General features: G+C 64.2%; 26 protein-coding genes. 8 read left to right on the forward strand and 18 right to left on the reverse strand.

Annotated elements, in window-relative coordinates; translation table 11 throughout:
* Positions 1-19: 19 nt before the first annotated feature.
* The 3 genes from BMG00_RS06155 to BMG00_RS06165 are packed head-to-tail and all read right to left on the reverse strand — an operon-like array spanning position 20 to position 2785.
* On the reverse strand, positions 20-1735 hold the full coding sequence (locus BMG00_RS06155; protein WP_078573668.1) for a DUF4153 domain-containing protein: 1716 nt from the start codon (positions 1733-1735) through the stop codon (positions 20-22).
* Between the two features lie 18 nt (positions 1736-1753).
* Positions 1754-2458, reverse strand: coding sequence for an HAD family hydrolase (locus tag BMG00_RS06160; protein WP_078525449.1), 705 nt, complete (start codon positions 2456-2458; stop codon positions 1754-1756).
* Between the two features lie 48 nt (positions 2459-2506).
* Entirely contained in the window at positions 2507-2785 is a 279-nt protein-coding gene (locus tag BMG00_RS06165) for a DUF3572 domain-containing protein (RefSeq protein WP_078525451.1), read from the reverse strand.
* 103 nt (positions 2786-2888) lie between these two features.
* Between BMG00_RS06165 and BMG00_RS06170 the strand changes: the two genes are divergently transcribed.
* A complete protein-coding gene (locus tag BMG00_RS06170; protein WP_078573669.1) occupies positions 2889-4280 on the forward strand; it encodes a diguanylate cyclase in 1392 nt (463 codons plus the stop codon).
* 34 nt (positions 4281-4314) lie between these two features.
* Here the strand turns inward: BMG00_RS06170 and BMG00_RS06175 are convergent, their stop codons facing one another.
* From BMG00_RS06175 to BMG00_RS06190, 4 genes are all read right to left on the reverse strand, one after another.
* Positions 4315-4818 carry a periplasmic heavy metal sensor gene (locus BMG00_RS06175; protein WP_078573670.1) on the reverse strand — a complete coding sequence of 168 codons (504 nt, stop codon included), beginning with the start codon at positions 4816-4818 and terminating at the stop codon, positions 4315-4317.
* Entirely contained in the window at positions 4818-5237 is a 420-nt protein-coding gene (locus BMG00_RS06180) for a hypothetical protein (RefSeq protein ID WP_078573671.1), read from the reverse strand. The genes BMG00_RS06175 and BMG00_RS06180 overlap by 1 nt, the downstream gene beginning before the upstream one ends.
* A complete protein-coding gene (locus BMG00_RS06185) occupies positions 5230-5808 on the reverse strand; it encodes an RNA polymerase sigma factor (RefSeq protein ID WP_078525459.1) in 579 nt (192 codons plus the stop codon). Before BMG00_RS06185 ends, BMG00_RS06180 begins: the two co-directional genes overlap by 8 nt.
* Before the next feature lie 97 nt (positions 5809-5905).
* On the reverse strand, positions 5906-6724 hold the full coding sequence (locus BMG00_RS06190) for a CREC-EF hand family protein (RefSeq protein WP_158521688.1): 819 nt from the start codon (positions 6722-6724) through the stop codon (positions 5906-5908).
* A 198-nt stretch (positions 6725-6922) separates the two neighbouring features.
* Here BMG00_RS06190 and BMG00_RS06195 point away from each other — a divergent pair, with 198 nt between their 5' ends.
* The gene (locus BMG00_RS06195) at positions 6923-7324 is read left to right on the forward strand and encodes a DUF983 domain-containing protein (RefSeq protein ID WP_078525463.1); all 402 of its coding nucleotides are present in this window, start codon (positions 6923-6925) and stop codon (positions 7322-7324) included.
* The gene (locus BMG00_RS06200; RefSeq protein WP_078573673.1) at positions 7317-8024 is read left to right on the forward strand and encodes an NUDIX hydrolase; all 708 of its coding nucleotides are present in this window, start codon (positions 7317-7319) and stop codon (positions 8022-8024) included. The genes BMG00_RS06195 and BMG00_RS06200 overlap by 8 nt, the downstream gene beginning before the upstream one ends.
* On the opposite strand, the gene BMG00_RS06205 is transcribed toward BMG00_RS06200, so the two are convergent.
* The 5 genes from BMG00_RS06205 to msrB form a co-directional block, all read right to left on the reverse strand.
* A complete protein-coding gene (locus tag BMG00_RS06205) occupies positions 8021-8923 on the reverse strand; it encodes a DMT family transporter (RefSeq protein WP_245794957.1) in 903 nt (300 codons plus the stop codon). The genes BMG00_RS06200 and BMG00_RS06205 overlap by 4 nt on opposite strands.
* On the reverse strand, positions 8920-9414 hold the full coding sequence (locus tag BMG00_RS06210) for a lipocalin family protein (RefSeq protein ID WP_078525467.1): 495 nt from the start codon (positions 9412-9414) through the stop codon (positions 8920-8922). Before BMG00_RS06210 ends, BMG00_RS06205 begins: the two co-directional genes overlap by 4 nt.
* On the reverse strand, positions 9402-9737 hold the full coding sequence (locus BMG00_RS06215; protein WP_078525469.1) for a hypothetical protein: 336 nt from the start codon (positions 9735-9737) through the stop codon (positions 9402-9404). Before BMG00_RS06215 ends, BMG00_RS06210 begins: the two co-directional genes overlap by 13 nt.
* A complete protein-coding gene (locus BMG00_RS06220; RefSeq protein WP_078573674.1) occupies positions 9737-10783 on the reverse strand; it encodes an aldo/keto reductase in 1047 nt (348 codons plus the stop codon). The genes BMG00_RS06215 and BMG00_RS06220 overlap by 1 nt, the downstream gene beginning before the upstream one ends.
* 85 nt (positions 10784-10868) lie before the next feature.
* A complete protein-coding gene (gene msrB / locus BMG00_RS06225; RefSeq protein ID WP_078574259.1) occupies positions 10869-11309 on the reverse strand; it encodes a peptide-methionine (R)-S-oxide reductase MsrB in 441 nt (146 codons plus the stop codon).
* 175 nt (positions 11310-11484) lie between these two features.
* Between msrB and BMG00_RS06230 the strand changes: the two genes are divergently transcribed.
* On the forward strand, positions 11485-11973 hold the full coding sequence (locus BMG00_RS06230) for a cupin domain-containing protein (RefSeq protein WP_078525475.1): 489 nt from the start codon (positions 11485-11487) through the stop codon (positions 11971-11973).
* Between the two features lie 13 nt (positions 11974-11986).
* Here the strand turns inward: BMG00_RS06230 and ychF are convergent, their stop codons facing one another.
* On the reverse strand, positions 11987-13084 hold the full coding sequence (gene ychF / locus BMG00_RS06235; protein ID WP_078525477.1) for a redox-regulated ATPase YchF: 1098 nt from the start codon (positions 13082-13084) through the stop codon (positions 11987-11989).
* 173 nt (positions 13085-13257) lie between these two features.
* On the opposite strand from ychF, the gene trpA reads away from it, so the two are divergent.
* Complete coding sequence (gene trpA, locus BMG00_RS06240; protein ID WP_078573675.1) at positions 13258-14049, forward strand: tryptophan synthase subunit alpha; 792 nt, start codon at positions 13258-13260, stop codon at positions 14047-14049.
* A 25-nt stretch (positions 14050-14074) separates the two neighbouring features.
* Here the strand turns inward: trpA and BMG00_RS06245 are convergent, their stop codons facing one another.
* Positions 14075-14875 carry an ABC transporter permease gene (locus tag BMG00_RS06245; RefSeq protein WP_420604781.1) on the reverse strand — a complete coding sequence of 267 codons (801 nt, stop codon included), beginning with the start codon at positions 14873-14875 and terminating at the stop codon, positions 14075-14077.
* 213 nt (positions 14876-15088) lie between these two features.
* Here BMG00_RS06245 and BMG00_RS06250 point away from each other — a divergent pair, with 213 nt between their 5' ends.
* A complete protein-coding gene (locus BMG00_RS06250) occupies positions 15089-15685 on the forward strand; it encodes a GcrA family cell cycle regulator (protein ID WP_078573676.1) in 597 nt (198 codons plus the stop codon).
* Between the two features lie 71 nt (positions 15686-15756).
* Here the strand turns inward: BMG00_RS06250 and BMG00_RS06255 are convergent, their stop codons facing one another.
* Positions 15757-17028: an OmpP1/FadL family transporter gene (locus BMG00_RS06255; protein WP_078573677.1), complete on the reverse strand. Its 1272-nt coding sequence runs from the start codon at positions 17026-17028 to the stop codon at positions 15757-15759.
* A gap of 197 nt (positions 17029-17225) precedes the next feature.
* Between BMG00_RS06255 and rimO the strand changes: the two genes are divergently transcribed.
* Positions 17226-18611 (forward strand): 30S ribosomal protein S12 methylthiotransferase RimO, encoded by a 1386-nt coding sequence (rimO, locus tag BMG00_RS06260; RefSeq protein ID WP_078573678.1) that lies wholly within the window; start codon positions 17226-17228, stop codon positions 18609-18611.
* A complete protein-coding gene (locus tag BMG00_RS06265; protein ID WP_078573679.1) occupies positions 18608-19087 on the forward strand; it encodes a CAP domain-containing protein in 480 nt (159 codons plus the stop codon). The genes rimO and BMG00_RS06265 overlap by 4 nt, the downstream gene beginning before the upstream one ends.
* A gap of 13 nt (positions 19088-19100) precedes the next feature.
* Here the strand turns inward: BMG00_RS06265 and BMG00_RS06270 are convergent, their stop codons facing one another.
* The 3 genes from BMG00_RS06270 to BMG00_RS06280 all read right to left on the reverse strand — a co-directional run bounded on the left by BMG00_RS06270 (position 19101) and on the right by BMG00_RS06280 (position 21331).
* Positions 19101-19862, reverse strand: a complete 762-nt coding sequence (locus BMG00_RS06270; protein ID WP_078525489.1) for a potassium channel family protein — start codon at positions 19860-19862, stop codon at positions 19101-19103.
* Positions 19863-19983: 121 nt separating this feature from the next.
* A complete protein-coding gene (locus BMG00_RS06275; protein WP_078573680.1) occupies positions 19984-20538 on the reverse strand; it encodes a hypothetical protein in 555 nt (184 codons plus the stop codon).
* Between the two features lie 256 nt (positions 20539-20794).
* A complete protein-coding gene (locus tag BMG00_RS06280; protein WP_078525493.1) occupies positions 20795-21331 on the reverse strand; it encodes a hypothetical protein in 537 nt (178 codons plus the stop codon).
* Positions 21332-21546: the final 215 nt, after the last annotated feature.

Below are 21546 nucleotides of genomic sequence, written 5' to 3' on the forward strand. Positions count from 1 at the left end.
AGATCGAAAATCCGATGGGTTACCGCGATAGCGGCAAAATCATCTGGCCGCCGGCACGCAACCCGAAGATCCCGCTGGGCACAATTTCCAGCGCTCCTTTCGCGATCGCGGCGATGACCGGGTCGAGACTGCCCTGCGCAGTCCCCGCCTCAACGACGACCTGCCCCCGCGACACACGCCGCCAGCTTCCGTCCCTTTCGGCATAGAGGTCGATCAGACCGGAATAGTCGCCCTGACGGACGAACATCGCCTCGTCTCCCGGCAGATCAGGCAGGAAATCGGCGCGCACCAGCGCGCAACTCGGCTGGCCATCGGGGTGAGGCAGGCAGAGACTTGCAGCTCCCGGCCCCGCTTCTTGCAACAGCAATGAAAGCAAGGCTTCGGGCGGTGCGCCCGCGCCCGGGGGAAGGACGATATCCTCGCGCAAACCGGTCAGGCGCGTCTCGCTTTCGGCAGGGGCCTTGCCTCGGGCAAGTGCCGATGCGAGGGACGGGTCGGTTTCGGCCAATTCCCGCAATCGGGCGACCCCGGCCTTGCCGGCAAGCCCCCAATCGGTCTCCATCGCGTAGATCGGCAGGCGCGCGGCCTCGATCCGCCCGGCCTCGTAGAGCGCAATCTGCGAACGCGTCGCAATCTTGTAAGGCGCGATCAACGGGGTCAGCCAGAGCAGCGCGACGGCCACCAGCATCAGCGCCATCGCAATATTCACCCGCCGCACCCGCTCCATCCAGAGCCGCCCGCTGAGCGTCGCCAGAGCATAGCCGATGCCATAGCCTGCCAGCAGCGCTGTCAGCACGAATTCCGCAACGCGCGAAGGCGTCCATCCCGTGTCCGCGATGCGTTGCCACTCGATCCAGACCGCCACCGCGACCATGACCGGCAGGATAAGCGCCAGCCCACGCGCCGAAAGCCGCAGCACCGGCGCCTCGACTGCCTCGTGATCCTCGCGTTCGACCCCGATCGAGATCAGCGTCACCGCCGCCACGGCCATCGCGAGCAACGTCTCGGTCTCGGGGAAATCGCCTGCGGCGCCCTGCATCCGGCGCAGTACGAGACCGATCAGGAAGACCGCGACCACGATCACCACAGCTGGCAGCAAAAGTCGCAGCAGCCGCAGGATCAGCGTGGGCGAGATCATCTCCTCAAGCTCGGTGACCACCGCCAGCCCGAGCCCGAGGATGGCCCCGGACAGCGGCAGCGCGATTTCGGAGCGCTGGAACAATGTCTGCAGGATGTCGATATCGACGCTTTCCAGCAGCCGTGAAGACAGGAATAGAACGAGCCACACCAGCCCCAGGAACAACCAGGCCGCACCGTAGCGCACGACAATGTTCCAGCTATGGGTGAACAGCTCCGGGTAATTGGCCCAATGGCTGCGCCCGCGCGTCAACGACACCATAGCGAAGGGGATCGGCACCGTCGCCAGCACGAAAAGCGCCAGCAGACCATAGCGCATCTGCGCCGCGATCGGTCTTTCGGGTCCGAAACCTGCCGCATCCCACCACCCCAGAAGAGCCACCGGAATCGCGATGACGATCGCGGCACCCAGTGCCTTGCGCGCCCCGATCTCGCCCAGCATCGCGAGCGCGGCACCGAAGAAGACCGTTCCCAGTACCGCCAGTGCGAAGAACGCGCGCGGGTCGAGCCCAAGCGCGTGCCAGGTCCCTTCCTCAAGCGACCAGAAGAACAGCCCCGCCAGCGCCCCGAGCAGACTGTGTTGCAATCTCGAATGCATAGCTCCTCCTCGGGTCGTTCAGCGACCGCTCCGCGTCAGCCAGTCCGGCAGGCCCCCGATATGATCGAGTACTGCATCGGCGTTCGGTTCAAGCTCCGCGCGGCTCGCCGGGCCACTCAGCACCGCCACGGCGACCATACCTGCCGCGCGTGCAGCCCTCATGTCATGCAAACTGTCGCCGATCATCACCACCTCGGCCGGATCGATCCCGAGCGCGTCCGCAAAGGCGAGCAGCGGGCGGGGCGTTGGCTTGGCCCCGTGACCGCTATCGTATCCGATGATTGCATCGAACATCTGCGACACACCCGCGCGTTCGGCATGGGCACGCGCTGTGGATTCCGCATCATTGGTGCAGATCCCGAGACGCAACCCCCGCGCCTTCAACCCGCCGAGCAATTCGCCTAGCGGGACCGGCGCGACCAGCGGCACATCACGTGCAGCCGCGTCCAGCTCGGCCACCAGGCCCGGCAGATCCCGCCCGGGCAGATGCGGAAGCAACAGTTCGGCCGCCTCCTCCACCGTTCCCGCGATCACGGCCGAATGAGCGTCGAACTCGGCCGTCACGAGATCGAAGCCGATCGCCTCGGCCATCGCCAGCGCGTGTGTTTCATCCACGGCCATCGCGTCGATTCGTGCCTTCGCCCACGCCCCCCAGGTCGCGTCGAAATCGAACAGTGTGCCGTCCTTGTCGAAAAGAACCGCACGAATCTTACCGCCTGCCATGAAGTCTCCTGCCCCCTCTTTGCAGGTCAGACTGCCCCGAGCCGGCGCTCAGGTCCAGTGCCGCAAATCGCCCCGCCCCAGAACCGCGCGCGCCTGCATCAGCGCCTCGGGCGCCTCGGCCAGATCGCTCGCGCAATCAAGCACCCAGCGATCCTCCATCAACAGGTAATCGAGCAGGCCCGCAAGGAAATCGGGATCCTGCGCCTGCGCCCGTAGATCCTCGACGCTCGCCCCGGAGACCGAGAGAAACCCTTCGATCAGCTCCTCTTGGGACGCCATCCAGCCAAGCGCGCGGATGGCGAGAATTTTGGCGCTTTCCTGCCGCATCGAGCTCTTCTCCCTATCGTCGGAAACCCTTTGTTAACTGATCGCCCGATATCTTCAAGACACGGGCAATCGGAGCCCGGCATCAACAGGGAGCAAGCAGGCAATGGCGGGGTCCATCCTCATCGTCGATGATGTCGCGACCAATCGCATCGTACTCAAGGCGAAGCTGTCGGGCGCGCGCTACGCTACCTCTCAGGCTGCTGACGGGCGTGCTGCGCTCGCGCTCGCTGCGACGGAAAAACCCGGCCTGATCCTGCTCGACACCAATCTGCCCGACATGAGCGGAAGCGAGATGATCGCCCGGCTGCGCGCTGACCCTGAAACCCGGCGAATCCCGGTGATCGCGATGACGGTGCATGACGATCCCGAACTGCGTATCGACTTGCTCAAGGCTGGCGCGAACGAGATCCTGACGAAGCCATTCGATGAACTGGTATTGCTCGCGCGGCTGCGCAGCCTCTTGCGGGCCCATGCCAGCGCGGACGAGACCGCGCTGCGGGCGCTGACCTGTCACGAACTGGGCTTTGCCGAGTCGCTTCATGATTTTGCGCCGCCCGCGCGCATCGCCCTGATTGCCCATCAACCCGAGCAAGCGCTGCGTTGGAAGGCCGCGCTTACGCGGAACCTCCCTGGCGACCGGATCGAAATCCTCTGCGGAGAGATGCCTCTCGATGATCCGCGCGCTGGGGTCGTGCCCGATATCTTCGTGATCGCGGCCGATCTGGAGCGTCGCGGAGACGGGCTTCGCCTGATGTCAGAGCTGCGCTCGCGCGCCGAGACCCGGGACGCGGTGATTGCTATCGCGACCCCGCGCAATGCGCACGAGATTCAGGCCACGGCGCTCGATCTGGGCGCAGACGAGCTGCTGCCATGCGACCTCTCCGGTCAGGCCGCGCAGGAAGCTGCGCTGCGGCTGCGCGCGCAGCTCGCGCAGAAACGCGTACGGGACCGGCTGCGCGTCTCGGTGGACGAGGGGCTGCGTCTGGCAATGGTCGATCCGCTGACCGGCCTCTACAACCGCCGCTATGCCAATGCCCATCTCGCACGGATGTCCGACCGCGCGCGCCGCACCGGCCGCACCAGCGTCGTGATGGTGCTCGATCTCGACCGTTTCAAGCGGATCAACGACTCCTACGGACACCGCGCCGGCGACCACGTCCTCACCGCCTTTGCGAAAGCGCTTCGTTCCAATCTGCGCGGCGTCAATCTGATTGCGCGCATCGGCGGCGAGGAATTCCTTGTCGTTTTGCCCGACACCACGCTCGATGCCGGTTACCGCACCGCTGAGCGGCTCCGCCACGCAATCGAGACACAACCGATCCGGCTTCCGAACGGAGAAGTCATCTCGATCACCCTCTCGATCGGACTCGCGATCGGCGGAACCCGGGACACCGACCCGCAGCATCTGGTGGACGAGGCCGACGCCGCCCTGCTGAATGCCAAGGCGACGGGCCGCAATCAGGTTGCCATCGCCCAAGCCAGCAATGCAGCCTGAGCGAGACCGATCTCCACGAACAGGTTAAGCGTCGTCAGGGCCGTGGCGGACGGTTGTCGTCACGGTCGAGGCGCTTGTCAAACCTTTGCGCGCCTTTCAACAGCCGCTCGGCAAAGGCGCGCCGCTCTTCGGGCGTCATCTCCTCGAGCCGCTCAAAGATCAGCGCCTCGCCGATATCCACCCGATCGATCGTGCGCGCCTTGTGCCGCGCAAGGATCTGCTCGACCTCCGCCCGGTTCCAGGGGTCAGCCTGAAGAGCAGCGATCAGCGCCGTCATATCCGTACGCGCGGCTTGGCGCATGTCACGAAAATCTCCGACGCGCTTCTGTGCCGCCCGACGCAGAGCGTCGCGATCCTCGGGGCTGAGCGCTTCGGTGAACGCGCCGAGGCTCACATCGCCCACCACCGGACGCGGCGGATGGCGGTCATGGGCTACGAAGCCGCCGACAATCACCCCTGCCACCAGCAGGTTAAGCGTGACCGATCCGATCAACGCCCAGCGCAACCCACGGCATTTGCTGTTCTCGCTGCCTGCCATCAGAACCCTCCTTCATCGGCGAAGGCGAATACCTCTGCCTCGGGCATCAGGTTGACCGTGCCGAGGCTTTCGGTCGTGCTGCCGTAAAGCGAGGCGAAGCTTGCCATGTCTTCGGCGCCGACGAAACCGATCCAGACCCCGGCGAGCGCCGCTGTGACCAGGCCGCCCATCGGTGCCCAACCCCCGAACGCACCGCGCAGCGCCTCCCAGATCCCGCCGAGAACGCCCGCCCCCTCATCGCCCGACGCAATCGTCGGCGCGGCGAACCCCGCCTGTACCCTTTCGGCATCCGCCATCACCCGTGCGAGGAAATCCGCGCGCGGCTCGGGCGCCTGCACGCGCGCCTCAGCGAAAAACGCCTCGAGCAGCGCCTCTTCGCTCTGATCATCTGTCTCGCGATAGACCCGTTTGTCACTCATCGCCAAACCCCAATTCTTCCCGCCGCCCCGCAAGGAGCTTGCCCAGAGCGCGCTTTCCGCGCGCTGTCAGACTTTCTACGGCCTCTACCCCGGTTTCCATCGCTGCGGCGATTTCGGGATTGGACAAACCGTCAATATGTCGCAGCGTGACCGCGATCCTCTGCCGCTCCGGCAGTTCGGCCAGCGCCGTCTCGAGCGCCGCGACACGGTCACGCGCCATCAGATCATCAAGCACCGAGGCCCTGTCGTCGGCCACCTCGGGCGCCTCGTCGAGTCCGACACCGCGCCGTTTGCGCAACCTGTCAGTCGCGAGATTGGCCACCACGCGATAGAGCCAGGTCGAGACTTTCGCCTCACCGGCGCGCCACTCGGGTGCTATCCTCCACAGCCGGAGCAACGCCTCCTGTGCCACGTCCTCGGCCTCGGCCCCATCGCGCAGATAGCGAAAGGCAAGCCGATAGGCCAAGGGGCCCATCCGCAGCGTCAATGCACGCGCCGCAGACGGATCGCCTTGCGCATAGAGCTCCAGAAGAGCCTCGTCGGAAGCTTCGGTCATCGCATCCAGCGCCATTGTCTCTCCGCCAAACGCCTATCGCGGTCGGGCCGCGGGTGCAATTCGGCAATGGGCCGAGGCGTGCCTGTCGCGCCCCGGCCCCTGCTCCGCGCGATCAGTTCGCGCCGTTTTGCTGCTGGGCGCCCGGGCCATTACCCGGCACCATCGGACCGTTGCCCATCGGACCGTTACCGACCGGCCCCTGACCCACCGGACCGTTGCCCATCGGTCCCTGACCCATCGGAGCATTGCCCCTCGGACCCTGGCCCTGGCCCATCATCCGGCCGTAACCGTCGCGATCGCCCGTGCGGTTCATCCAGCAACCGCCATCGCGGCCGCCCATCTTCGCCATACGGCCCTGACCATCGCGATCGCCCATTCGGCCATGCCAGTCGTGGCCATCCTTGTAGCCGCGTCCATCACGATCACCGAAGCGTTGCATCATCTTGCGCGCCATCTGCATTTCGTCTGCACTCAGTGCACCGTCGCCATTGCGGTCGAGGCGGGAGAACATCTGCATCGGCATCGGCCGGTCAATCAACTCAGCGGCCGAAAGCTGGCCATCGCCATTGACGTCCTGCGAGGCGAAACGCGCCTTCACACGGGTCTCGATCCGGGCCTTCGTCTTGGCGAGTTCGGCGTTGACCAGTTCCTCTTCCGAGATCAGCCCGTCGCCATTGGCGTCGAGGGCCTTGGCATCGGCCTCCCGCTTGGCCTGAATTTCCTCGAGGGTGATCTGACCGTCGTCATTGGAGTCGAACACGGTGATATCGAAGCCGAAGCCGTCGCGCATCCCGTCGCGGTCACCCATCATGCCAATCATCGGAATGCCAGTGCCCGGACCTGCGGTCTGCGCCACGGCGGGCAAAGTAAAGGCAAGGCCGGTTCCGGCCAGAAGGGCGGCAATAACGGTCTGCCTGCTGAACAGTTTCATCTCTTTACTCCTCATAACTTTTCCCGGACGCGCGTTGCGCCGTCGATATCTACCAAACGGGAAGCATCCGGTTTTCCGTCGCGCGGATTGCCGCCTCACGCAGCCGTGATCGACAAGCCTCCCTTTCCAAGCCCCGCCTTCCCCGCCATACTGCGCCGCGACGGCGCGCCCGAGAGGCGCGCAAAGGGGAGAGGCGCGATGTATTCAGACGAGGCTTTTCACGACGATCGACCGCTGGGCCGGTCGATCCTGCGCGGACTGACCTGTCGGTGTCCGGCCTGCGGCAAGGGCCGCATCTTGCACAGCTACCTCAAGGTACGCGAAACCTGTCCGAGTTGCGGCGAAGACCTCTCGCATCAGCGCGCCGATGACGGGCCGGCCTATCTCACGATCCTGATCGTCGGGCACCTGATGATCCCGCTGATGGCCGCCTATTTCATCGCATTCCGGCCAGAGCCCTGGCAGATGATCGCCCTGTTCGGGACCGGCTCGATCCTGCTCTCGGCACTGCTCCTGCCCTTGATGAAGGGGATGCTCGTCGGCATTCAGTGGTCGCGGCGGATGCATGGCTTCGGCGAGGGCGAAATCGCGCATGACTGAAACGAAAACCCCGGTGGACAAGACCGCTCTGCGTGATGCGGCAAGTGTAATCGTGCTGCGGCGCGATGCAGATGACGCGCCCCGGGTCTTGATGGGGCAGCGCGGGGCGGGGGCAGCCTTCATGCCATCGAAATACGTCTTCCCGGGCGGCGCACTCGATGCAGACGACTGGCAGGTGCCGCTCGCCGCGCCGCTTCCCCAACCCGATGCTGCGCGCCTCGAAGAGGATGCGCCACACGGGATCGCGGCGGCGCTGGCTGCGGCTGCGCTGCGCGAGCTTTGGGAGGAAACCGGGCTCATTCTTGGTCAACGCGCAGGCTGGCCCGGTTCTGTTCCAACGGACTGGCAGGGCTTTGCCAATCTCGGCTTTGCTCCTTCGGCCGCCGACTTGCGTTTCGTGTTTCGCGCGATCACGCCGCCCGGACGGCCGCGCCGGTTCGACGCCCGCTTTTTCCTGATCGACGCGGGCGCGATCCATGGAGATCTCGATGATTTCTCGCGCGCCTGCGACGAGCTTTCGCATCTACACTGGGTGCCGCTGCCGGAGGCGCGCGCACTCAACCTGCCCTTCATCACCGAGGTCGTTCTGGCCGAAATCGCAGCGCTGATCACAACCCGGCACGCGCGCGGAGCGCCCCATTCGGTGCCGTTTTTCGACAATCGCGGACCGCGTTCGGAGTTCCGCCGGATCGGGCTCTAGCGCCCCGCCAGAACGATGACGATCAGCGAAACGACCACAAGCGCAATGCCAATGCCTTCGCGCTTGTGAAGCTTTTCGCGAAAGACCAGCGCCGAGACGAGCAGCGTGAACACGATCTCGACCTGCCCCAAGGCCCGTACGAAAGCCGCATTTTGCAGCGAAAAAGCGGTAAACCAGCCAGCCGACCCCATGACGCCAGTGATCCCGACGAGCACCGTGCGCCGCCACGCGCCGAAGACGCGGGTCAGTTCTCCGGGTTCGCGCAGCCGCAGATAGAGCCCCATCCCGATCGACTGGGCAAAGGTGGTGCAGGCAAGCGCCACAATGGCACGGCCGAAGAAGCCCATAGGTTCGAGTTCCAGCGTCGCACCGCGATAGAAGATCGACGACAGCCCGAAGAGCGCGCCCGCCCCGATGCCGTAGAGGGCCGCGCGCGGATTGAATTGTCCCTCGGGTGGCTTGGTCAGGAACAGCACCCCAGCCATTCCGATCACGATGCCGACCCAGCCCAGCGGCCCCACCGTTTCGCTCAGGATGACAGCCGAGAAAAGCGCGACCTGCACGGTTTCGGTCTTCGTGAAGGCGACACCCACGGCGAAGTTGCGCAAGCCGAACAGCGCGACCGTCAGGAATGTTGCAGCAACCTGCCCCGCGCCGCCCGCGAGCGTGAAGCCCCAGAAGGCCAAGCTCAGATCAGGCCAGGGCGTGCCGGTCGCGGCAAGAAAGCCCAGCGCCGTCGCCGCTGCGAGCGGAAACCCGAAAAGAAAACGCGAGAAAGTCGCCCCGCCCACCGAAAGCTGCGCCCCGGCAAGGAGCTTCTGGAGCATGAAGCGCACCGTCTGCACGGCAGCGGCAAAGAGCGTCACCCATATCCACAGATGGGTGGGCGCTTCGGTCACGGCTGCATCCTTGCCAGATCGTAGCCGTTGAAATCGAGAACCTCGCGGGCCGCCTTCAGCAGATCGGGACGTGCCGGCGTCTGGCGCGACAAGATCAAGCCCCAGCTGCCCGAAGGCGTGCCGAGCGCCGCGATCCGATAGTCGTAGTCAACCCAGAGAACCCAGATCGGCTCGCCGCCATAGCTCGCGCGACCGATCATCCGCCCTCCCGGCCCGGTCAGCACGATCCGGTCATCGAGCTGTGCGGTCGCGCCGGTGCAATCAGTGCCCTTCACCTGATAGGCAGCCTTGCCGTCCCACGCCCAGCTCTGCGCGCCCGAACAGCCTGGCACACCGCTCTGGACGACATGCCATTGTCCAGCAAAACGTGCCGGATCAAACAGAGCCGCCGACGAGATAAGACCTTTGGGGTCGCGCAGCGGCGCGGGCTTCTCGGGCACGCAAGCCGCAAGCGCCAACGCGGCGATCAGAGCCGCGATTACTGCACGCATGTCTGCATCGGGAAGCCCGCCTCTGTCAGAACCTCATTGCAGCCCAGAAGCGGGGTCACCGGCGCGCAGGTTCGCGAACGCGCGAGGCAAGCGCCCTCGCAATCGCTGCTCGCGCGGCACGCCTTCCCTGCATCCTTGGTTACCCTCTGGCAGATCCAGCCGCCATTGTTCTCGACCCAGTTGCCACCGCGCGCGACGCATTCGAACTTCTCGGCATCCTGCTTTTCCTGACCCACGAGCGGCAGATCGCCGCCCTCTGGCCCCGAGGGTTTGCAGGCGGCAAGCGCAAGCGACGCGAGAAGGATGAGGGCCGGGGCGCGCATCAGAAGGGCATCGGGTGGTGTTGGTGGATCACCGCGATCTTGTCGAGGAGTTCCTTGGGCAATTCCATCCCGGCCGCGTCGAGATTGGGCTTGAGCTGCTCGACCGAGGTGGCCCCCACGATCGGGATCACCGGGAAGGGTCGGCTCATCACCCATGCGATCGCCATCGTCACCGGGTCGAGACCGGCCTCTTTCGCAAGCCCGGTATAGACATCGGCCACATCGAAGGCGCGCGGATTGGCCCGCCCGCCGAGGTTGTGAACCAGCGCGCGGCGCGTGCCTTCGGGGATCACGTCCCCCGAATACTTGCCCGTGAGGATACCCGCGGCGAGCGGCGAATAGGCCAGCAGCGTGACCTGCTCGTGATAGCCAAGCTCGCCCAGATCGAGATCGTAATAGCGGCACATCAGCGAATATTCATTCTGGATCGCCTGCACCCGCGGCCCCTTGCCCGCCTCGGCCAGATCGAGCCATTGCGTGGTGCCCCAGGCGGTCTCGTTCGACAGGCCGAACTCGCGGATCTTGCCTTCCTTCTGCAACTCGGCGAGCGTCTCCAGACAGGCGCTCATGTCGTCACGCACCTGCGCCTTGGAGGGCTGTTTCGACGGGTCCCACCGCCAGGTCTTGCGGAAATGGTAGGAGCCGCGATTGGGCCAGTGGAACTGGTAGAGATCGACGTAATCGGTTTGCAGGCGGCGCAGCGAGTCCTCGATCGCCTGCCGTATACGGGAGGGCGAAATCTCGGGGCCGCCGGGGATCGCGTTCGACCCCTCGCCGGTGATCTTCGTCGCGATCACCAGGTCGTCGCGCTTGCCACGCTTGGCCAGGTAGGTCCCCACGATTTCCTCGGTCCGGCCTGCCGTCTCGGCCTTGACCGGGTTGACCGGGTACATCTCGGCCGTGTCGAGGAAGTTCACCCCGCGATCGAGCGCGAGATCGATCTGGGCATGACCCTCGGCCTCGGTGTTCTGACTGCCCCAGGTCATCGTGCCAAGGCAGATCTCGGACACCATGATCCCGCTTTGGCCAAGTTCGAGCTTGCGCATTCCCGCGCCCCCTTTTCGAATGTGAAGTTGAACGGACCCTGCCACCGGGGTCCGGTAAGGTAAAGGCCCCTGCCCTTGTTCGGGCTTACTCGACCTTGTCGATCAGATCGCCATAGCCTTCGGCCTCCATCTCCTCGAGCGGAATGAAGCGCAGCGAAGCGGAGTTGATGCAATAGCGCAGACCGCCCTGATCGCGCGGCCCATCGGGGAAAACGTGGCCCAGATGGCTGTCACCATGTTTCGAGCGCACCTCGACCCGCGTCATGCCGTGGGTGGTATCGGTCAGCTCGACGATATGGTCATCAAAAAGAGGGCGGGTGAAGGAAGGCCAGCCGCAACCGGATTCGTATTGCGTCGAGGAGGCGAAAAGCGGCTCTCCCGAGACCACGTCGACGTAAATCCCTTTCGCCTTGTTCTCGGTATACTCCCCCGTCCAGGGGCGCTCGGTGCCGTTTTGCTGCGTGACGCGATATTGCTCGGGGGTGAGCTTCGCGAGTGCGGCGTCGGTTTTCTGCCATTTGCTCATCATCGATCTCCCTTTCGCGACTGATCTAGGAGGCAGGACGCGTGTGAAAAGCCCCGCGACGCGGTTTTACAGGTTCTGGCCGACGGGGTGGCTCTGTTATTCTCACGCAAGGTGCAAGCTCGGCGGGCAGCCTGCCTCCGGCGGGGATATTTGAAGCAATTGGAAAGGAGACGCGATGAGCGAAGACCGGTATCTGATCCGCGCGAATGAGATCGCGGCGATGGAAGGGCTCTCGAAGGCGCATTTCCTCAACCCGAACGCGCGGCGGATCAACAAGTCGCTCGGCGACGCGACCGGGCTGACGGGGATCGGGTTTCACATCATCGAGGTCGCGCCGGGCTGCGAGACGACTGAGTTTCATCGCCATTACCACGAGGACGAGGCGATCTTCGTGCTCGCGGGTCAGGCGACGGCGCGGATCGGGGAGACGAGGACGCAGATCGGGCCGGGCGATTTCATCGGCTACCGCGCGGGCGGAGAGGCGCACACGATCGAGAATACCGGAAGCGCGGTACTGCGGCTGATCGTGGTCGGGCAGCGCCTGCCGCATGACGTGGGCGACTACCCCGACAAGGGCAAGCGGATTTACCGCAACGCGGGCATGGCGTGGCAGCTGGTGGATATCAGCGCGGTGGAAGAGGTGACGGCGGGCGCGAAGCAATAAGCGCCCGTCCGCGTCACGCGTTGAACAGGAAGTGCAGGACGTCGCCGTCCTTGACCTCGTAGGTTTTGCCCTCGACGCGGAACTTGCCCGCTTCCTTCGCACCCGCCTCGCCCTTGTTCGCGACGTAATCGTCGAAAGCGATGGTCTCGGCACGGATGAAGCCACGCTCGAAGTCACCATGGATCACGCCTGCCGCCGCCGGGGCCAGCGTTCCCTTGCGGATCGTCCAGGCGCGGGCTTCTTTCGGGCCGACGGTGAAATAGGTCTGCAGGCCGAGAAGGTCGTAGCCCGCGCGGATCAGGCGGTCGAGACCAGCCTCTTCCAGCCCCATCTCTTCGAGGAACATCGAGGCTTCCTCGGCGTCGAGCTGCGAGATTTCCTCTTCGATCTTGGCCGAGATCACCACCGTGCCCGCGCCCTGCTCGGCCGCCATCTTGGCGACGGCTTCCGATTTCGCGTTGCCGGTGGAGGCAGAGCTTTCCTCGACATTGCAGACATAAAGGACAGGCTTCGCGGTCAGCAGTTGCAGCATGTTCCACGCTTTGCGGTCGTCATCGGAGACTTCTACGGTGCGCGCGGGGCGGCCCGCTTCAAGCGCCTCTTTCGCCTGCTCGAGAAGGCGCATTGCCTCTTTCGCTTCCTTGTCGCCGGATTTGACCTTGCGCGCGAGGTTCGCGATCCGCTTCTCGAGGCTTTCGAGATCGGCGATCATCAGCTCGGTCTCGATGGTCTCGGCATCGGCCACCGGATCGACCCGGCCTTCGACGTGCGTCACGTCGCCATCCTCGAAGCAGCGCAACACATGGGCGATGGCATCGACCTCGCGGATATTGGCGAGGAACTGGTTGCCGAGGCCCTCGCCCTTGGACGCGCCTTTCACCAGACCCGCGATATCGACGAAGGTCATGCGGGTCGGGATGATCTCTTTGGAGCCCGCGATGGCGGCGAGCTGGTCGAGCCGTTCATCGGGCACGGCCACTTCGCCCACATTGGGCTCGATGGTGCAGAAGGGGAAATTCGCCGCCTGCGCGGCCGCCGTCTTGGTCAGCGCGTTGAAGAGGGTCGATTTGCCCACATTCGGCAGACCCACGATACCCATCTTGAAACCCATTTCGCCCTCCTGATTGCGGCTTCGCGCTTCATAGGGACAAGGGCACGCCCGCGCAAGCCACGCTGCGCACCCGATCCGGGAGGCCACGGCGCGTCTGGGCAAGCTTTGCCGCGAGGCATTGATTTTCCCGCCTTCATCGCGCAAACCGCTTCGGGACCATCCGGAGGGACGCCATGACTCGCATCGACGCCAAATTCGCCAGCCTCAAGGCCGAGGGCAAGAAAGCCTTCGTCTCCTATATCATGGCGGGCGACCCGGATCTGGGAACCTCGCTCGAGGTGATGAAGGGTCTGCCGGGTGCGGGCGTGGACATCATCGAACTGGGCGTACCTTTCACCGATCCGATGGCCGACGGCCCGACGATCCAGCTTGCGGGCCAGCGCGCGCTCGATGGCGGGCAGACCTTGCAGAAGACGCTCGACATGGCCGCCGAGTTCCGCAAGACCGACGACACGACGCCGATCGTGCTGATGGGCTATTACAATCCGATCTACAATCGCGGCGTGGACAAGTTCCTCGTGGACGCCAAGACCGCCGGGATCGACGGTCTGATCGTCGTGGACCTGCCGCCTGAAGAAGATGTGGAGCTGTGCATCCCCGCGCGCGATGCCGGGATCAACTTCATCCGTCTTGCGACGCCCACCACCGATGACAAGCGCCTGCCGAAGGTCCTGCAGAACACCTCCGGGTTCGTCTATTACGTCTCGGTCACGGGGATCACCGGAAGCCAGGCTGCACAGGCGACCGAGGTCGGCCCCGAGGTCGCGCGGATCAAGGCGCAGACCGATCTGCCGGTGATCGTGGGCTTCGGCATCAACACGCCCGAAGCCGCGAAGACCATCGCGAGCGTGGCGGATGGTTGCGTTGTCGGCTCGGCCATCGTGAAGGAAATCGCGGATGGCAAGCCGGTGGCAGAGGTGCTGGACTTCGTGTCTGGTCTCGCGGACGGCGCACATTCGGCCTGAGGCCTGACGCGCCGAAGCCCTGTCCTCAGGGCTTCATGCGATAGCCGGTGCGCAGCCAATACCAGCCCAGACCCAGCACCAGAACGAGCGCGGCGCAGATCACTGCGAGCCCGTGCCAGGGCGACGCATCGGACACGCCCAGAAAACCGAAACGCGCCATGTCGATCAGGTAGAAGACCGGGTTGTAATGGGTCAGGATCTGGAAAGCGGGCGGCAGCGCCTTGGCCGAATAGAAGGTGCCTGACAGGAACGACAGCGGCGTGATGATGAAATTGGTAATCGCCGCCATCTGGTCGAATTTGTCGGCGAAGACTGCGGCGAGGATCCCAAGGCCTCCAAGGAACGCCGCGCCAAGGATGACGGCGGCGAGCGCCCACATCGGATGCGCGATCCCCTGCCCCAGCACCACGAACAGCCCCAGCCAGATCACCACCGCCACGATCAGCGCGCGCGCCACCGCCCCGGTCAGATAGCCCACCAAGATCTCCCACGGTGCAAGCGGCGGCATCAGCGTGTCGACGATATTGCCCTGAACCTTCGCGATGACGATCGAGCTGGAGGTATTGGCAAACGCGTTCTGGATCACCGTCATCATCAGGATGCCCGGCGCGATGAAATGCAGGAAATCCACGCCCATCACATCGGCGCGGTTGCGCCCGAAAGCCAATGCGAAGACGGTCAGGAACAGCCCTGCGGTGATCAGCGGCGCAAGCACCGTCTGCTGCCAGACAGCCAGAAACCGGCGGATTTCGCGCCAGCCCAGCATCCGCAGACCCATCCAGTTCACTGCGCCGAAGCGGCGCACGCCCATCTCATACATCGTCATCTCCCCAATCTTCCCGCCCCTACCACCGCACGGGCGCGAGCTCAACGCCGCCAGCGCACAAGGGGTTTCATCTTCGGGCAGAGGCAGTGTGCCGCGCGCACCAACCCTTGAAATGCAAGGGCTGCGATTGTATCTGTGCGCTCTCCCGTTAGAATGCGGGTCGATCGAGGGTGCCTGCCGCACCTGGTGGCAGGAAACAAGGAAAGGATGCCCATGTCCTGGACCGATGAACGCGTCGAGTTGCTCAAGAAGATGTGGACCGAAGGCCAATCGGCCAGCCAGATCGCGAAGGAGCTCGGCGGCGTCACGCGCAATGCGGTGATCGGCAAGGTGCACCGCCTTGGCCTTTCGAACCGTGCCGGCGGCGCGGCCGAACCCGCGAAGCCCGAACCCAAGGCGAAGCCCGAGAAAGTCGAGGCAAAGGCCGAAAAGCCCGCAGTCCAGCCCGCGGCCGAAGCTCCCGAGCCCAAACCGGCCGCGAAACCTGCGGCACCCGTTCAGGCCGCGGCTCCGGTCACGACGCCCGCGCGCAAGGCGATCATCCCCGCCGGTCAACCGCTGCCGCCTCAGCCCTCGGCCAACGAGATCGACCCCGCCGCGCTCGCGAAGGTCGGCGAGATCGAAAAACATTCGAAGAAGCTGAGCCTGATGGAGCTGACCGAGCGCACCTGCAAATGGCCGATCGGCGACCCGGCGACCGAGGATTTCTGGTTCTGCGGCCTGCCGAGCCAGGCAGGCAAGCCCTATTGCGAGGCCCATGTCGGCGTCGCCTTCCAGCCGATGAGCGCGCGCCGCGACCGTCGCCGCTGAGACTTGCTGAAAGGCGGAAATGACAAAGGGCGCCCTCGGGCGCCCTTCGTGTTTTCTGGCAGCCTCATACCTCAGAACCGGCGGGTCCAACCGATCGAGGCGGAGAACTGCTTCATCTCCAGTTCGACCTCGCTGCCTTCCGGGTAGAGGAAGGACGGTCCCTTGACCTTGTGCGGCAGCACGTAGTTCACGGCGAAATCGAGCGTGTCGTTGTCGTTGAGCTTCTTCGCGCCACCGAAGCTGATGTGATGTTCCACAACGCCCGGAGCGAGCACACCAAGAACGACATCTTCAGGCCCGATCGGGTTGGTCGCATGGGCATAGCCGAAGCGCCAGGTCATGTCGGGGCTCTGCTGCCATTCCGCGCCGATGCGGAGCACATCCACATCATCCCAGCCGAAGCCCGCACCGCCCGGAGCCCCGAAGGGGAGCGCCGTATTCGGATTGCCCACCGCGCCGATCGCGCTGTAGAAAATCTTCTGGTAGTCGAGCATCACCGTCAGGTCGCGGCGCGGCTTGAACGCCACACCCGCAGTGACCGATGCGGGAATATCGAACGACCCGTTGCCCTCGAAGAGGCCCGCATATTTGTCGAATTTCGACATCTTGAAGCGGGTCTGGCCCGACAGGCCGATCGTGACCTGCGGATTGATCTCGTATTTGATACCGGCGCGCAGGCCGATACCGGTCGAGAAATCATAGCCGTTGCCGGTGAGCTTGCCCGGCGTCGCGGTGTAGCCTTCCTGATCGAACATGTTCAGACCGCGCGCCGCGAAGCGCTGGACGGCGATGGTCGGGGCGATACCCCAGCTGAGATTGCCGTCCTTGCGGCCGTAACCCACCGAGGCGAAAAGCTGCATCAGATCCACGCCGGCCTTGCCCGCGCAGAAGATGCCATAACCGCCACCTTCGCCACAGTTGGGATTGACGACGGCCGGATAGCTCGTGTTCATGCCCCCGTTGCCATAGACCATGACGTTGAGCGCCCCGCCATTCGCGAGCGGACGGTTATAGCCGAAATTGGGGATCGGAAACCATTCATGGCCCGACTCGACCTTGCCCTCGGGAAGCGGCGGCGCCCCGGTTGCGGTGAAGCCGCGCCGCGGAGAGAACGCCTCGACACCAAAGGTCAGCTGATGACCGATATCGGCGATGTTCGCGGGGTTGATCGCCGCCGACATGGGGTCGACCGAATAGGCGACGCCGGCACCGCCGACGCCTCGTTGCGCAGGCCCGTAGGCGAGCGCGAAATATCCCTCGGTCGCGCTTGCAATCCCCGGCGCTCCAAGTGCCAGGCAAAACGCAGCCGTTCCCGCAAAGCGGGTTAGGTTCTGATTCTTCATTACTTTCCTCCCTGGAGGCCGACATCCCTTGCACCTGCGGGATCTCCCTTCCCGAAGCTGCGCCGACCGAGCCGTGCATAGACGGCTTCAGATATTCAACTTTAATTATGCGTAATCTTGCAAGCCTTTTTTCGGCGCGCCCCGAGATTTGCCGATGCAGGCTTTTCGTGGCCATCCGCGCAAGCTATATCGCGTCAATGAGCACGAACCCTCCGAACCTGCGCCCCGACCTGGCGCCCCGCGCCCGCATCACCGATGCCCCCCGTCCCGGACAGCCGGTGATCGGGATGGTTTCGCTTGGCTGCCCGAAAGCGCTTGTCGACAGCGAACGCATCCTGACGCGGCTGCGCGCCGAGGGCTACGCGATCTCGGCGGATTACGCAGGCGCGGATGCGGTGATCGTCAACACCTGTGGCTTTCTCGACAGCGCCAAAGCCGAGAGCCTCGAAGCGATCGGCGAGGCACTGAAGGAAAACGGCCGCGTCATCGTGACCGGCTGTCTCGGCGCCGAGCCCGACTACATCACTGGCGCGCACCCCTCGGTGCTGGCAGTGACGGGCCCGCATCAATATGAACAGGTGCTTGATGCCGTGCATGGCGCGGTGCCGCCCGATCCCGATCCGTTTGTCGATCTGCTGCCGGCGGCAGGAGTGAAATTGACCCCGCGCCATTACAGCTATCTGAAGATTTCCGAGGGCTGCAATCACCACTGCAAGTTCTGCATCATCCCCGACATGCGCGGGCGCCTTGTCAGTCGCCCCGCCCATGCGGTCGTGCGCGAGGCCGAGAAGCTCGTCGACGCGGGCGTGCGAGAATTGCTGGTGATCTCTCAGGACACCTCGGCCTATGGCGTCGATCTCAAACATGCGGAAGAGCGCGGCCACCGCGCCCACATCACAGATCTTGCACGCGACCTCGGATCGCTTGGCGCGTGGGTGCGGCTGCATTACGTCTATCCCTACCCCCATGTGCGCAACCTGATCCCGCTGATGGCGGAAGCGCATGAGAACGGCGGCGGCGTGCTGCCCTATCTGGACATCCCCTTCCAGCACGCGCACCCCGACACGCTCAAGCGCATGGCACGACCCGCCGCCAGTGCGAAGACCCTCGACGAGATCGCGGCATGGCGTGCGACGTGCCCCGACATCACGCTGCGCTCGACTTTCATCGTCGGCTATCCCGGCGAGACCGAGGACGAGTTCCAATATCTGCTCGACTGGATGGACGAGGCGCAGCTCGATCGCGTCGGCTGCTTCCAGTATGAAAATGTCGAGGGCGCGCGCTCGAACGCGCTGCCCGATCATGTGCCCGATGAGGTGAAGCAGGACCGCTGGGATCGCTTCATGCAGAAGGCGCAGGCGATCTCCGAGGCGAAACTGCAAGCCAAGGTCGGCACCATCCAGCAGGTGATCGTGGATGAGATCGACGAGGAAGGCGCGACCTGCCGCACCAAGGCGGACGCGCCCGAGATCGACGGCAATCTCTTCATAGACGAAGGGTTCGAGGCCCTCTCGCCCGGTGATATCGTGACGGTCGAGGTCGACGAGGCCTCGGAATACGATCTCTGGGGGAGGCTCGTTTGATCCGCATTCTCGCCGCGCTGACGTTCCTGTTGCCCGCCGCCATCCTGCCCGCTTCGGCACAGGCCAATGGCTGCTATATCAATGACGGGCTGGGCTGGGTGATCGCGAAAGCGACCTCGCAGCAGCGGCAGGTCAACGGGCTCGGGCCGGTCGAGATGGACCCACGCCTCATCCTCACGGCCGAGGCGCAGGCCTGCGACATGGCGCAGAAGGGCTTTTTCGATCACACGGGCTCGGACGGCTCGACGGTGATGATCCGGGCCAAGCGCGAAGGCTATCGCGCCTGCCTGATCGCCGAGAATATCGCGATGGGGCAGCGCAACCCGCGCGTGACGTTCGATGACTGGATGAAATCGCCCGGCCATCGTCGCAATATCCTGCTCAAGGACGTGACCCAGATCGGTGTCGCGGTCGTGCCCAAGCGCGGCGGCAACGGGCCGTGGTATGTGATGGTGCTGGCGCGTCCCTGCGACTGAGTCGCATGTCGCCTCAGGTCAGCCCCTCGGTGTCGATATGCACCACCGCCCCGCAATGCTTGCAGTGGATCGCGTCGGCATCATGCAGGCTCAGCCCGCATTTCTTGCACTCATAGCGCACTTTCGAGGGCCGGAAGAGCACCTGCGCGAGCCGCAAGAACAGCGTCACTCCGAAGATCATGATCGCGACCGAGATCATCCGGCCCCATTCGCCTTTCGGCGTGATATCCCCGAAACCCGTAGTGGTCAGCGTGGTCACGGTGAAATAGAGCGCATCGGCATAGTTGTTGATCTGAGGATTGATCCGCACCTGCGTCGCATAGATCAGCCCCGTCATCACGAAGAGGAACACGCCGAGATTGATCCCCGCGATCACCACGTCCTCGTGGCGGCGGAAGAAGGCAAAGTCGCGCCGCATCCGCGCCAGCAGCTGATAGGTGCGCAACAGCCGCAAGGTGCGCAGGATCCGCAGGAAGCCCAGTCCTTCGCCGGTGATCGGCGCCAGGAAGGAAATGATCGCGATGATGTCGGCCCAGGTCGCGGGACGCGCCCAGAAGCGGAACTTCTCGTCCGAGATGGCGTAGCGCGCGGCGAAATCGGTGACGATCACCACACCGATCAGCGCATCGACAACCTCGATCCAGATCGTGTGCTGGAAAAAGGACGTGATGATCACGAAAGCAATCGTCACGAGGTCGAAGATCAGCAGCCCGTATCGAAACGCATGCGCGCGCGGCGTGTCGGCTTCGTAGAGATGGTGCAGGCGCTTGATCATCGAAATTCCCCAAGTCTTGCTCAGGGATACAGGCTTTCGTCTGGCTGTCAAAGTATGCAAGAAGCGGCTCCCTTGCGGGGGCCGCCTCTGCATGGGTCGGACATGGATAAGATCGCGGATCTCACTTCACCACGACGGGGACGAAAGTCAGTCGACCACCCGGCGCGGAGCTGCCTTGCGCGGCTACCAGCTTCGCGGTCTCGTAATCATCGTGGCGCACCGCTTGCGCGATCTGTTCGAGCTGTACGACCGTATAGGCCTCAGGGTTCAGCCCCAGCTCGGCTGCGAGCTGCGCCTTGCCCTGATTGGTCGCACCGACACCCGGACCGCCCGGCAGGCGGTCTTCATGGCTGCGATAGTAAGTGACCGTGCTCGGATCCCCTTTGCGTGCGGCTTGCAGCATGTTTTGCAGCTCCGCCACGGTGTATTTCGTCGGGTCGACATTGTGCAGCCCCGGGAACGTTTGAAGTTCGGCCGCGATCTGGGTCTTGCCCTGGTTCGTTGCCCCGGGCGCCATCGGACCTGAAGCGGGCGAGCTCACCGACATCGGAGCGGCAATCACGCCCTGACCGGAGTCATGGGTAGAGTAAGAAAAACCAGCGGCCGAAGCGATCCCGGAGGAACCGGCGACCAAGGTGGCAGCTGCGATGGCAGTGGTGAAAAGATTGCGGGTCATGATGACCTCCTAACTCATCAAATAGTTTATCTGTCTGGCGCCGTTCGGGCGTCGATGAGGGTCATTTAAGTGTTCAATAGAGCGAGCAAAGGCCGTTAGGGACCTGAGGTCTGTTCGTCTCCGCGCATATTCCCCGGGAACCGGATTTTGCGTCGCACCAATCACATCCATTTGACTTCAAATCGAAAAAACCAAGACGGCCCTCCTGCTGGAGGGCCGTCTCTCGCAACTGGAATGTGGTGCGATCAGTTCGTGATTACCGGATAAACACGATGTAGCCACGGGGGGCCGGGTCACCGTGGGTCGCCACGAAATTCGCGGCGTCCATATGCCCGCGTTGCACGTCGTTCTGCATCCGCTCGAGCTGACCGACAGTGTAATTGCCAGGATCCACGCCGAGCTGCGCGGCAAGTTGCGACTTGCCCTGATCGGTCGCGCCGATCCCCGGACCGCCCGGCATCAGGTTCTCATGATTGGCGAAATAGAGCGCGACATCCATCCGGCCGCGACGCGCGGCGTGCAGCATGTTGGTCAGCTCCGCGACGGTATAATCGCTCGCCCGGATGCCGCGAAACTGCGGGAAGGTCTGAAGCTCGGCCGCGATCTGGGTCTTGCCCTGATTGGTCCAGCCGATGCCCGGACCGCCCGAGGACTGGGCGACAGTGCCCATGGGCGCGATGATCACACCTTGTGAAGCGCCGGGCGTGCCGGCGTCACGCGCAGCGGCGGCACCAACAGAGCTGACGGTCACCCCGAGGGCGGCGAGAAGTGCAAGAAGCGGTTTGCGTGTCATGACAATCTCCTTTCATGACATTCGGTTTGAAAATGACTTTCGGCGCTAAGCGTCGTCGGTGGTGTTGACGTGGTCACGTTCCGACCTGCGAAAAGGACATCAATTAGCCTGCAGGTTGCGATCCCACGCACATAACTCGAGGGAACCCGGCCCAAATCCGGGCCACTCAAATGGCATTCGGACAAGGCCCAGCGAAAACCTCACTGAAAACACGG

Source organism: Thioclava marina (assembly GCF_002020135.1).
GTDB classification, from domain to species: domain Bacteria; phylum Pseudomonadota; class Alphaproteobacteria; order Rhodobacterales; family Rhodobacteraceae; genus Thioclava; species Thioclava marina.